The 12,712-nt window shown below is 31.4% G+C and carries 12 protein-coding genes; all 12 read right to left on the reverse strand.

The window, feature by feature from the left end; genetic code table 11:
• Positions 1 to 65: 65 nt before the first annotated feature.
• The 12 genes from LG295_RS08940 to LG295_RS08995 all read right to left on the reverse strand — a co-directional run bounded on the left by LG295_RS08940 (position 66) and on the right by LG295_RS08995 (position 12,711).
• Positions 66 to 398 carry a DUF2977 domain-containing protein gene (locus tag LG295_RS08940; protein ID WP_404475690.1) on the reverse strand — a complete coding sequence of 111 codons (333 nt, stop codon included), beginning with the start codon at positions 396 to 398 and terminating at the stop codon, positions 66 to 68.
• Complete coding sequence (locus LG295_RS08945; RefSeq protein WP_404475692.1) at positions 398 to 2,257, reverse strand: phage baseplate upper protein; 1,860 nt, start codon at positions 2,255 to 2,257, stop codon at positions 398 to 400. Before LG295_RS08945 ends, LG295_RS08940 begins: the two co-directional genes overlap by 1 nt.
• Complete coding sequence (locus tag LG295_RS08950; protein WP_404475693.1) at positions 2,257 to 4,164, reverse strand: hypothetical protein; 1,908 nt, start codon at positions 4,162 to 4,164, stop codon at positions 2,257 to 2,259. The genes LG295_RS08945 and LG295_RS08950 overlap by 1 nt, the downstream gene beginning before the upstream one ends.
• 14 nt (positions 4,165 to 4,178) lie before the next feature.
• Positions 4,179 to 6,032 carry an SGNH/GDSL hydrolase family protein gene (locus LG295_RS08955; protein WP_404475695.1) on the reverse strand — a complete coding sequence of 618 codons (1,854 nt, stop codon included), beginning with the start codon at positions 6,030 to 6,032 and terminating at the stop codon, positions 4,179 to 4,181.
• Between the two features lie 11 nt (positions 6,033 to 6,043).
• Positions 6,044 to 6,970 carry a phage tail protein gene (locus LG295_RS08960; RefSeq protein WP_404475696.1) on the reverse strand — a complete coding sequence of 309 codons (927 nt, stop codon included), beginning with the start codon at positions 6,968 to 6,970 and terminating at the stop codon, positions 6,044 to 6,046.
• 11 nt (positions 6,971 to 6,981) lie between these two features.
• A complete protein-coding gene (locus LG295_RS08965; protein WP_404475698.1) occupies positions 6,982 to 10,071 on the reverse strand; it encodes a terminase in 3,090 nt (1,029 codons plus the stop codon).
• A gap of 2 nt (positions 10,072 to 10,073) precedes the next feature.
• Positions 10,074 to 10,382 (reverse strand): hypothetical protein, encoded by a 309-nt coding sequence (locus LG295_RS08970; RefSeq protein ID WP_404475700.1) that lies wholly within the window; start codon positions 10,380 to 10,382, stop codon positions 10,074 to 10,076.
• 62 nt (positions 10,383 to 10,444) lie between these two features.
• Complete coding sequence (locus LG295_RS08975; RefSeq protein ID WP_404475702.1) at positions 10,445 to 10,939, reverse strand: tail assembly chaperone; 495 nt, start codon at positions 10,937 to 10,939, stop codon at positions 10,445 to 10,447.
• A gap of 51 nt (positions 10,940 to 10,990) precedes the next feature.
• Entirely contained in the window at positions 10,991 to 11,536 is a 546-nt protein-coding gene (locus LG295_RS08980; protein ID WP_041080385.1) for a hypothetical protein, read from the reverse strand.
• A gap of 5 nt (positions 11,537 to 11,541) precedes the next feature.
• Complete coding sequence (locus LG295_RS08985; protein ID WP_206236945.1) at positions 11,542 to 11,964, reverse strand: DUF3168 domain-containing protein; 423 nt, start codon at positions 11,962 to 11,964, stop codon at positions 11,542 to 11,544.
• An 11-nt stretch (positions 11,965 to 11,975) separates the two neighbouring features.
• Positions 11,976 to 12,389 carry an HK97-gp10 family putative phage morphogenesis protein gene (locus tag LG295_RS08990; RefSeq protein WP_404475704.1) on the reverse strand — a complete coding sequence of 138 codons (414 nt, stop codon included), beginning with the start codon at positions 12,387 to 12,389 and terminating at the stop codon, positions 11,976 to 11,978.
• Positions 12,376 to 12,711 carry a phage head-tail adapter protein gene (locus LG295_RS08995; protein ID WP_404475706.1) on the reverse strand — a complete coding sequence of 112 codons (336 nt, stop codon included), beginning with the start codon at positions 12,709 to 12,711 and terminating at the stop codon, positions 12,376 to 12,378. The genes LG295_RS08990 and LG295_RS08995 overlap by 14 nt, the downstream gene beginning before the upstream one ends.
• Between the last annotated feature and the right edge of the window lies 1 nt (position 12,712).

Here is a 12,712-nt window from a genome sequence, read left to right on the forward strand (position 1 = left end):
GCAAACCCATTTTCCCACCTCCTTTATTGGCATAATAAAAAGACCACAAAATTTATTTGCAGTCTTTATGCTTCAGTAGCTAACAGTTTTTCCACTTTTTCTTTCAACTCGTTAAATTCTTTTCTGAATTTCTCATTTTCTTTTTCTAATTCTTCAATTTTATCTTCCTTAAATCTAACCTCATCCGTTGCACTTTCTGTAAAATCAATTTCTTTAGGTGGCTCGTAATTAGGATTAATAATGATACCTTCATATTCATAGTAAAAATATTTTCTTGGTTCATACTCATCAAAGAAATCTTTCGGTAGCTCTTCCTCGGAAATTTCTATCGCATTTTGAATATGACCAACACGAGCATATCCTATAATTTCTCTAAATTCATTAATTGAAATTTCCATTATCTCCACCCCATTATTTTTTGAACAGTAAATTTATTCGCATTTGCCCCTGATGCTTTTCGTAAACCTAAATCCCAAAAAACATCATTAGCAATACGTAAAGTTGTGTTATTAACTTTTGAAATAATACCTTCATATGAAGCACCACCATCGCCAGTAGAATCTGGAATATTATTTTTTGAAACAATAATACTTCCTGGCATTGAAACTAAACTCACCTCGTTGAATGTTCCTCCAGGATATACACCAGAAACAATAAGGAAATCATATTTGGTATAATCATCAGTTAAAACAATGTCATTACCTACGCCATTTACAGAACCGTCAAATAACACTTTTTTTCTTTCTTCATTAAAGTTACTCCAACTACTTAAATTTGAATTATTTAAAATTCTAACTAAATTTTTTGATGTTCCTTTAGGTGTAAACTCATATAATTTATTCTTAGTGTCTTTTGCGGTAACACGTAGATACCCCTCAGTGTTTTCAATTCCTATTGGTAAATCAGGCACTTTAACTGCGTAAAAGTTTGCTGTTTTTAATTCAACTAATTCACTTTGAGAAAAATCTAAATCTATATTAATTGCATTACCTTCTGAATCGGTTAACCTATGTTTTTGTATAGTAGCAAGATTTAATTGATTTTCCATAAACTGCTTGTTTTCTGAAGTTTTAGCTTCTACAAAAGATTCAATATAATTTCTTGTAATAGTTTCATCATTAACTTTCAGCCAACTTAACCATATATTGTCTTTGTGAAAACATGTGTATATTTCATTTGAATCATCTGGATACCAAATAGCTCTGCCATTATTTTTAGATTTGTATATCACTAATAATCCTGATGCTATAGAATTGATTATTTGAATATCTGATAATTCTTCTTCATCATTTTCAATATACTCCGAATCTACTCTGTTATTATCTTTAGGTGTAACTTCAGAATTATCATTTTGTGGTTTTGCAGATGGAGCATCAGTTGCATTATTTATATGAACAAATTTGGTAGTTTGGGCATTTTCTAATACAAAATGTATTGTAATGTCATTTAATTCTTCAACTATTCCTGTATCCGTAGTTAATTTAGATTTTTGATAATTGACTACATCACCTTGTTTTAAAACGCCTAAATCATTTGCTTCTTGTTTGGCAGCATCTATATACGCTTTTATTTCATCTTTTACAACCACTACATTTTCTATAAAGCCGTTAGTTTTATTTTTAAATTCGTTTTCCTGTTCATTGAATGCATTATTTAAATTTGTTTCTACTTGTCTAGACTTAAGATTAATAGCGCTTATACCTTCATTAACTTTATTTTCTACACTTTCTATAAGGGAAGGAAAATCGCCTAATGCTTTATTAAATTTTGATAAATCACCGTTAAACTGTGCCATCATATCTTTAAGTGTTTTAATATAAACTAATTTTGTTTTACCATCAAAATCGCTAATTTGGTCATTCTCAATATTAAATGAAAACTTACGTATCACAATGATATTGTTATTGCCATTTTGAGTGAAAAAGACTTGACCGAAGACTTTACCTGTATATCTCAAAAGTTCATCTGGTAATATATAAGAAAGACGTCCGTTAATAGGGTCAACGAACGTCAAATCATCTGATATATGAGCGCCTGTTTCCGCGCCATAATTCTCTGTTTTTAAATCGATTGTAGCTTTCGCATTATTAGATCCTATTTCGAAAGGTCGATTATTCTTTGTGACAATAAAATTAAAAACCGAAGTGCCTGTATCTGTATTAAAAAAACTAATATTAGTATCTGTCAAAGACTTATATTGTGATGTCACCTCTAAAGGTATGACGTTATCGTCTTTTAAAAAGGCCTCCTCTTTCATTATTTAACCTCCTTAAAACTATTTACATTTGTAAACCACTTGGATTTTCTAGTACCTTGAGTAGTACGTTCTAATGTTTCAGGTGGTGAAATTATATTATTTCTGAATAGAAATTCTTTATATTGATTTTGTGATAACTTAACTCTTAAATATACAAAACCTGCTACACCTTTATATTGTGATGGAAAATCAACAAATCGTTTTGTATCTTCAGCAGTTAAATAAATTTCTAAACCAGGTATATTTAAATCAGCCAATTTATTTATGCTCTTAGGTGGTGTTTCCCACATTTCACCATAGGATTTAATGTAACTCCAATCTACTGAAGATTTACCTGTAAACACATCAACGTTCCTCATAAACATTATGGTATTACGACCAAATGAACTTCTAGTCAATACTTGTCTGACTACCCCGTTAATATCTCCTGGTAACACATCAAAAAACCACCCGTATCCTCTCCAGGCTTTACTTAGCGGAAAGTCTTTTATATTCAATGTATCTTCAGTGTACATATAATAGTGGCCAATTTCTGTTACATTACTTAACTTACTAAATCCTTGTGCAGGTAAAGGTTTGGCTCTACCACCAGTATCAGTCATCAATACGGGTGTAGCTCTATTTTTTAAACTATCATTTAAATCTCTTTGCCCAATCGAATGTATTTCATGATGCCTATTATTTCCTGGTCCAGTAGTAACACCAACTAAAAGCGCTTTTTTACCAGTTTCTTCATCATAATACATAGCCAAACCTTCTGCTTCTTGAAAATCACCTACATAGTTTCCATCAATACCACCAATTGTAACTATTCGCTTCCATAAATGTTTACCATTCTTAACATCAAATGCATGTAAATAATTAGGTATTTTAGGATTACTATCGCCCGTATACCAATAAAGAATTCCATCATCATAAGTAACACCTTGCATAGGTTGTGTTGGACTTGTATATTCGTCTGGAATATCAAATTTATATAATATTTTGTCTACATTATTATCAATATCTTTAATACTTCTAATTTCAATAAAATTCAATGATTTCTTATCTTTAAATTCTTGTTGTGTATATTCTCGTCTAAAAATCATCAACTGTTCTTTAGAGTTATATATAGCACTTGTATAACGATTATTAAATACATGAGGCATAACGTCTTGCATTTGTTCATCTTCATATTTAATTTCGCCAGTTTTATATTTAAAGCGTACAAATTTATTTTTCTTATTAGCACTTAGAACAGCCGAATAGATCCATAACTCACCGTTAATATAACGATAAGCATTATGTGTACCATGACCACCATTTTTAACTAATAGCCTATCTATAAATTGACCATTAGGTTTAAGCCTACTTAACATGTAATGACCGCCTGGTCTGGCTTGTGTCATATATATAATATGTGTACGGTAATCTACCCAAAAACTTTGCATTACTGCATTGGTTCTAGGTGATAAATCAGTAATGAATTGCATTTCTTGATTTAATGGATCAAAACGATATTCTGCATTTAAAAATTCTTCATGATTCTGTTTTGTTTCTTCTGTAAGTTCAGATATTAACTTTGTATAATATAAGTTTTCATGTCTAAGTCTTTCATGCAGTGTTGGATGAACACCCCCTTGATTATCAACTCGTGCATCCTTTACTTCATTAATTCCGTCTCCGTTATGCCCTAAAACTAAATTATTTAACCTAGCTACTAAATATTTATAGAAATCTGCAATACTTTGTCTTTGATAAATAATCTGGTCGGCATTATGTGCTTTCTTATCTGTTTTACCATGTGCATACATATATAAATTAACGGTTTGCATAAAACGGTTTAACTTTTGATAGTTAAATTCATGTTGATGTATATGCTTTTCATTAAATACAGCATGTAAACTTGTTATTAATTTCTCTGTCACTAAAAGCCCCTCCTTTAATCGTAAAAGTAATGATAATTTTTAATTAACTCATACATGATAACTTCGTGTGCTAATTCATTCGGATGCAGTCCATCAGGCATGTTTTTCGCTCTATACGCAGGATTATAAGGATCAATCAAATTAAATCGGTAAGCGTCAAAAACTGGAATATCTAACTCTGTACACGCTTCAACTTGGGCATTAACATAATCTTTCAAAACTAAATTTAATTTGTTTTTATCGGTGTCGCGTCGTCTTATTTTGTTATTAGCAACTGGGCATTGTCTTGTTGGTGTCATAGAAACTATCTTACAATTAGAATTATTATTTTTGATTGCTGTTACTGCTTGATAAAATGCTCCATAATAAGTTTTTATGTCTTTTTCATCTTCGCCAATTGCTATACCGCCTTGAAATAACCAATCATCATCTGTACCTTGAACAATAATCAAATCTGTATCTTTTATCTTTAAGGCTTGTTCATATATACTATTTGCTCTATTTGTAGACATGGTAGCACCACCAACAGCGCTATTTGTTACTTTCGCTTTTATTTTTTTACCGAGCATTTGACCAAAGTTTTCTTTAGCTCCAGAACCTTTTGCAACAGAATCACCTATAACATAAATAGACTTTACATTCCGAATACTAGATATCGGTGTAAAGTCTACTGTCATAGTTCCATTTTTAGTTTTTATTGATTTTCCACTTTTAGTTGGTTTTGGTGTGTTTTGTTCGACTAAGTTATTAATAGCCTTAATTGATCTATTCATATCTCTATTTCTTAATCGCTCTTTTTTTCCAGGTGTTTCGGTAGATGATACATCTAAATTTGAAACATATTTTGCTGCTTTTCTTGCCATTTTTTTATTTCTTTCTGTTAATGTAAAATCACCAAGTGTTACATCTTGATTTATAATATTATTGTTTACATCGCGTTTAGTAGTGATTTCAACAATTCTAACCTCATCATTAATATTATTGACCGAATCTTTTAGCACAGTAATATCGCCTGGCAATGGCTTCGCTTCTTTATATGATTCAAGATGAACAAAATCGGTTGAAACAGAAATTTTAATACTATCATTAATGATTTTTTCCATTTTTTCTTTCAACTTATCTTCATGTTTAATACGTCCATCTATTACAGGTGGTGCATGTATTTCGCCTATAACCTTTGCTACTGGATGAACGTAAGTTATTTGTAAAGCGCCCTCCATGTATGAGTCATTTTCATCAAAATCACCAAAACCTTTAATATAAGTAAAACGTTCTGATGCATCTTCTTCTAATTGCACATTATTCGCATTAATCTTTGTATCTATTCGATATTTAGCTTCCTTACCTATAGACGTTTGCAAATAAAATGTTCTCGTTTTTTCATCATAATAATATTCAAGATTATAACGTTTCAACCCCTTTTTAAATAATTCTAGCCTTGAATCTCCTTCACCTAGATTTTCAAACCTAGAAGCATAAACTTTACTTAAAAGTTTAAAGTTATAACCACTACCTTTAAAAATAAGTTTAAAATATTCTTCCCCAGTAAAACTACCAGTATAAGATTCATGTATCCGTTTAGCTTTCAAATCAAATATCTCTCTTTTAATAGCTTTAACATATACTTTCTGATTTTCGCCAATGCTACTCTTTTTAATATAAATAATTTTATATTGATTAATATCATCAGTTCCACCTACATTTGTTACTGTCCACATAGTAGAAATACTGGTAACTAAATCATAATTATATCTATCTTCTGTAATATCAAATGATAACACTGATTCTTCAGACACTTTATCCTGAGTAGTTGTATTAACAAATAATGGGAAACTACGCCCCACTAAACTGTTTATTATTATAGGCATAAGTATCCTCCTTATCTGTAATACATTTTAAATTTGAAAACAACCTTATTAACAACTTGATTAAAGTGAAATTGATTATAGCCAGGAACTAACGACGGTTGATTACCTGTGCCGTATTTTTTCCCATTGATAGGGAGGCCATTTTTATATGTTTGTATACCATCATATTTAATTATGTCCCCTTCTTTTAAATCAATATTTTTTACAGTCATCATTTCACTCTTATATCCAGTGTCAAATGTAAAATGATTTGTTCTCTCGCCTATAGTAATTTCCACTATAAATTTTTGATTAAATTGCTTTATCGGTACATCCCCAGCGTAATAAACAAAGTCATTATCTGTGTTATAAAACGTAAACTTCCTTTGATCGCTATTACTTATAAAAGTCATATTGCTAGTCATACCCCATAAATCTAAATTATTTCCACTTTCTAAATCTGTACTATAACCAATTGATTCATAATAGGGTAATTCAACGGTTTCAAATTCTAAAGATATAATTCCATCTGTTTTTGTTGTATCAAATGAAACGTTAGAAACTAAGGTAACTAACAACTGCTTCCCATCTACATAATTAAGCTCAAATTTATGCGTAGTATCTAACATAGTCTGAAAAGGTATCTCGACATCATTAGCTGCCATTTCTCTCAAATAAAATTGACCAGAAAATAAATTTTGGATACTATTTTTTAAGTGAGATGCATATGCAATTTTACTAACACTATAACGAAGAACCATCGTCGCTTTTTTATATCTTTCAACACTTGAATTAAGAAATCTGCCATTAATTCTCTCGATTTCATTAAAATCTAATTCTTTTTCAGAACCTTGTACATCGAATTCTACTACTTCTAGTTTTTGCCCAGTGATAGGGTTATCACTAACCTTATACAGTTCACCATTTTTATTTATTTCTACATCATGCGCTATAAACATATGCCACCTCCTTAAAAGTTGTCTCCGATTGCTTCTCTAGCTCCTAGTTCTTCAATTGTCGATTTAATCCATTCAGAATCTCCTTCATTTCTAACTAATACTTTTACTATTGGTTTGTTGTTTTCTTCTAAGCTATGTCTTACATCTATACTCATGTGAGCATTAATATCACTATTCAACGAACTACCTAATCCTTCTGTTATGCCAGGCGATAGATCTACTTTAAATGCATCCATTACTTTAGTTGCTGCTAATCTGCTTTCTTTAGCCGCTTTATTAGCATATTGTGCAATTCCATTTCCTAAACCAATCATAGAAAACATACCTAAAGATTTAAATTCTCTTGATGGTGATTTTATGCCTAATGCACTTTTAGCTGCATTTAAAGCTCCTTTAGCCGCGTCCCAGGCTGCTTGTGCCAAATCTTTAGCTTTATCTATAACACCTTGAATCATGCCAGCTATTAAATCAACACCAGCTTGAACAAAATCAGATACAAAACTTCTTGCCCTTGATACAGCATTAGTCACGCCTTGACCAACAGCAGATACTACTCGAAAAAATCCACCTACTATTTTAGCTAAAAATCTTCCCATACCTTGTTGAGCATGCGACACCATTTGAATAAATCCATTAACAATTTTTGCTAACCATTGACCTACATAAACAGAAATCGCAGTAATCAATGCACTAAATACGCTAGTTATTTTAGACCAAATTTGTGAGACTTTTGAGGAGACAGTAGCAAAAATTTGTTGCCAATTTGTACCGAAAATTCCAAGTATTCTATTTAGTGTACTTGATAAAAATCCAGTAATTATGCCAAAAATATTTAGTATCGTTTGCGAAATCAACTGTAAGTTTGTAGTTATCATATTCTTCAAAGTATCCCACGCTCCGCTAAAATCACCTGTCAAAAGTTGAATTAATGCTGTAAATAGCGAAATGATGGTATTTATGGTCATTGATACGGAAGCACCAATTAATTGAAACACCACTTGTATTACCGTCCATAATCCTTGAAACGCAGTAATAACTTGAGAAATTACCAACATGATTTGAATACCAAATATTTTATTAAAAAGTTTACCTATAAATTCTAAAATCGGCATAATTGGTTGCAATGTGGATTGAATACTAGCACACAATTCTTGGAACCATGAAATGACTCCTTGAATCGCACCACCGATAGTTTTAGTCAAATCTAGCCACATTTTAGTGATGAAATTTCTGAAATCTTCATTTGTTTTCGATAAATAAACAATCGCACCAACTAAAACTGCTATGATGCCAACTACAATGCCAATAGGACTTGTAAGCGCGCTAAATGCAGTGCCTAATAATGGTAAAAGTTTAACTATATTTCCTATTGGATTTAATAAAAAGCCTATTGCTCCTTTAAGAATATTAATTATCCCAGTGAATATCTTACTTGCGTTCCCTGATGTAATAAATTTCTGCGTTAAACCTAATAAAGATGTTCCGAACAATCCTAAAAAGCTATTCACAGCCATCAATGGAACTGCTAATGACCAAATCGCTCCTAATAATATACCTGATATACCAATCAATCGAGCAATCCAAGGGTGATTTTCCATTAAAGCAGCTGTAAATGCTATGACTTGAGTAATAACTTTTAAAAGTGCGTTTGCAATTGGTGCCATTGCTGTACCAAATGCTACTAATAAATTAACTATATTACCTATTAACTGCATAATAACTGAACCATTTTTTTGTACATAATCAATGAATTTTCTAAAGCCCTCTGATTTTCCAACAGTTTCTGACCAATTACGGAATTTTGCACTCATTTTATCTAAATATACAAAAATAGTAGTTGAATTTTGTCCAAATGCTTTCATTAAATTAAAAATACCGGCAAATACATTTTTAAAAATGTTGCCGATAATCGGTAAGTTCTTTTTAGTGTATTCTATAAATTGTTTAATACTATTTTGACCATTTGCACTATTAGCCCATTTTTGAAAAGATTGTCCTAATCGATCAAACCAATTAGCTGACCATTGAAACAAAGGAGCTAATTGAGTAAATACGTTAATTATAGCGTCACCAAAGCGACCTAATGCACTTAATAATTTATTGAATACTGAAACTCCAGTTGTATTCATCATTTTAAAGAATTTTTGTGCTACTTTTGAATTTTCTGCCCATTCTAACATCTTCTTACTAGCAACGTTCACAACGTCAGCTACACCTTTTAAGAATGGTGTTAATGATTTCATAGCACTTTCAACTGTATTTAAAGCATTAGCCATAGATTCAAATATTGCATTAGCATTTTGTTTAACTATATCTTGCCATGTATTTTTAACTGATTCTAAGGCAGTTTGATATTTTTTAGTAGCTGAACTAGCCTCAATCGTTCCATCTTCTAACATTTTGATTGCTGTTATTGCCATTCCTGCATAAGCAACAAAGCCACCAAAAGCAACGGCTCCTACTCCTGCAAATGCTACTACGCCACCAGTTAATACTTTAATTGCATTTAATACTGCAAATAGCACTGGAACTAATCCAGCTATAATAGGTATTAATGCTTGTATAGACGTTAACATTATCCCTTTAAAAGTTTGTGAAAAAACAATACCAAACGATTTGATGTCTCCAGCTAATCTATCTACATTATTTTTGAAATGATTAACTTGTGTTTCAACATTTCGAAATGCGCGTTGTAGTTTAGAGGTAGAAGTTGTATCAGCATCGATTTTTATTGTTTTCTTTTTGGGAATTATTCTCAAAGATTGTGTTACTTTTTTTAATTTAATCAATGCCTTTGTAATACGTGCATCAACATTAACTTTTCTATTGTTAGATAATCTATATAAATTTTGAGTTACCTTTTTTATGTTGTATTGGGCTTTTTTCACCTTTGCGACTATGTCTATTTCTTTTCGAGGAGGGATGGTAGTAAGTATCCCTTTAGCTCTAGTTAACTTTTTTTGCAGCTTTCTTAAATCAGCAGTAACATCTACATTTATTTCATTAGGTACTGAAGTTTTTGCCAATCGTTGTGCTTTTCTGATATTACGTTCAAAATTTCTAATAACTGCATATATTTTAGCCACAAAATTACTTTCCATTGTTACCCTCCTTTATGACTTGTATATCTATTATTTAATGAACTTACAAGTTTACTTGTACCTCTAATAACTCTTGCTCTCTCTCGTTTATTTTGAGCAAGTTTTTGTTTACGTTTCAATTCATATTTATCTTCTTCGCCTCTGACAATATATCTTTCGCGTTCAAGTTGATTTTGTAGTTTAGTTAATCTTTTACCTGCTTGAACTATACCATTTGCTTGTGCCATAAATAGCATGGATTCTTTTTGATCTATCAAAGCCTGACGTCTCCCGACAATCCAATCGCTCCATTTATGTGGAACTAAATTCATAAGTTCATCTTCTGGAAGATAACCTATATACTGGCTTGTCAGTTGCCTTACCTCTGAATAATTTAGTAAGGTGGTTCGCCCATGATTTCTTTGTAGTTGTTCTTCAACATTTCGATTCCGTGTTTTGTTGATTCTTTCTCTTCTTCTTTGACCATCGGTATAGATTGATTCATTTGTGACCAATAAGCACGTGATTTCTGCTTGAAAAAACCACTATTGTTCATCATGTCTAATGCACCTTGTAACAGTTCGATAGTGTCGTCTTTTTCTTCAATAACTTTCATCAATGCATCCTCAATATTTTCACGTTTAGGTGCTTTTTTACCTAAATATGCAGTAGCACATTCCCAAAAATCAGCAATAGATTTTGTATCTCTAGATAAAATACCGTTATAAATTGTATTAAATCCTGGTACTTTTTCTTTCTTACCACCTTCATGCTCACGTTCTTCAGTAAATTTTTCTGCTTTCATGTCAAAATTAAAAGTAGCTCTTGCTTTTATTTCTTCATCATTGATTATTAAAGTTGTTATTGGATTAAAATTTTTCTTTGTCATTTTTATACCTCTTTTCAAAATTTAAAAATAAAAAGTAGCTATACGCCCCTTTTATGCTCCTGTATCAGACGATTTTTTAGTTCTTTCTTCATAAGTTCCTTCATACTCATTCATGTTTTCAAACTCAACAGTATTAGCCGCTTCACTTGGATAAAGCCATTCTTCTGGTAATTCATCGACTTCTCCATCAGCACTATTAAATTTAACTTTGGCAGTAATTTCTATCTTGTCGTCCTCGTCATCAAATGACCAATCATGTTCTTCAATTACTACATATGCAAAAGTTCCATGATGTTTACCATTTCGTTTTTGAACTTCCCAGATCCATATACGTAATTGTTTAAATAACTTAACTGATTCTTTTAATGCTTCTTGTCCTTTATCACCTGGCACTTTATCAACAGTTAATTTTATTTCTTCCTCTACGCTATTACGTGAATAGTCTTTTTTATCTCCTTTAATCATTTCAGCTAAATCATTACTTATTGTATGACCGCCTTCATCAAGACTTGCTAGTAAAATAGATTCTTCAATCGATAATTTAGAGGCTAATTTCTTATCGGCTATTTGAATTGCTGCAATATAATTTTTCTGCAATTTATTCACTCTCCCTCATATCTTGTTTTATGTCTATATTTAAAAAGAAGCCGTAAAATGCCATGCTTTGTATACTGATCTATATCAGTAATAACTTGCTGAACACTTATACGACTTCTAATAAATTCATAATTGGGTATATCTAATCTTCTATTCACAACAAAAGCAATATCTCTTATTATTCTTGCTGCTTCATCCCTATTATATGTTTGACTATACACATGAATAGTAATTGCTACATCCTCTTTCATACTATTTGCTGTTTCTTCGGGAGTAACATTAGTTTCTCCTACCACAATATATGGATAAACAGCCTTTTTTTGGACACCATCATAAACTCTATGGTTAACATGTTTATGAACTAATGGATGATTTTCTATTTTATTATACAATCTATTAAAGAATTCAGGTTCAACGGATACCCACATGTTTAATCACCTCACCCAAAATACTTTCTAAAAAATTTCTCACCTTGGTCAACTGCAGGAAACCAAAAAGGCTGTGGTTCTTGGCCATATGTGATATACCATTGACCATCGTCACCTTTATATGACCACGGTATTTTTTCAGCTCTTGAACCACCTGGTCCAGTAGCAAAAATTCCACTGCCAAATTCAACGTAGACAGCATACTCTGCGCCAACACTAATAACTGCACTATAACCACCATCAGTAAATTTAAAATCAATGCTTTCTTTTAAATAACCTAAATCTACAGGAGCTAGTGCAATAGCAGCGTTATATATTATAAGTGTTGTTTTTGCTATACCTTTTTTAACCCACTCTTGCATATCTTTTTCGAATTTCTCTAAATCTACTACTAATTTGTCACTACCATATTTAACTTTGGCCAACTTCATACACCTTCAATCTAGTAAGAAGTACTTCATGCATTCCGCCTTGGTCTGTTGGTTCACCGATTACTTCGTATGTCTTACCTTCAAACTTAAAAATTGATTCTCTATCTATAGGTATATGATATGACGTATATAAATTACGATCATAAGAAGCATTCATTTGATAAAATTTAAGTTGCTCACTGGTAGATGGTGTATCCATAAATCCATTAATTTTTGTTATTGAAACAAATACTCTTTTTTGATTTGGAAATTTACCAAGTAATTCAAAACTTCCTATTTCTATTACATGCGGAAACTCATTTAATAGATCAAACATG

This window comes from Staphylococcus pseudoxylosus (assembly GCF_044794325.1).
Taxonomy (GTDB): domain Bacteria; phylum Bacillota; class Bacilli; order Staphylococcales; family Staphylococcaceae; genus Staphylococcus; species Staphylococcus pseudoxylosus.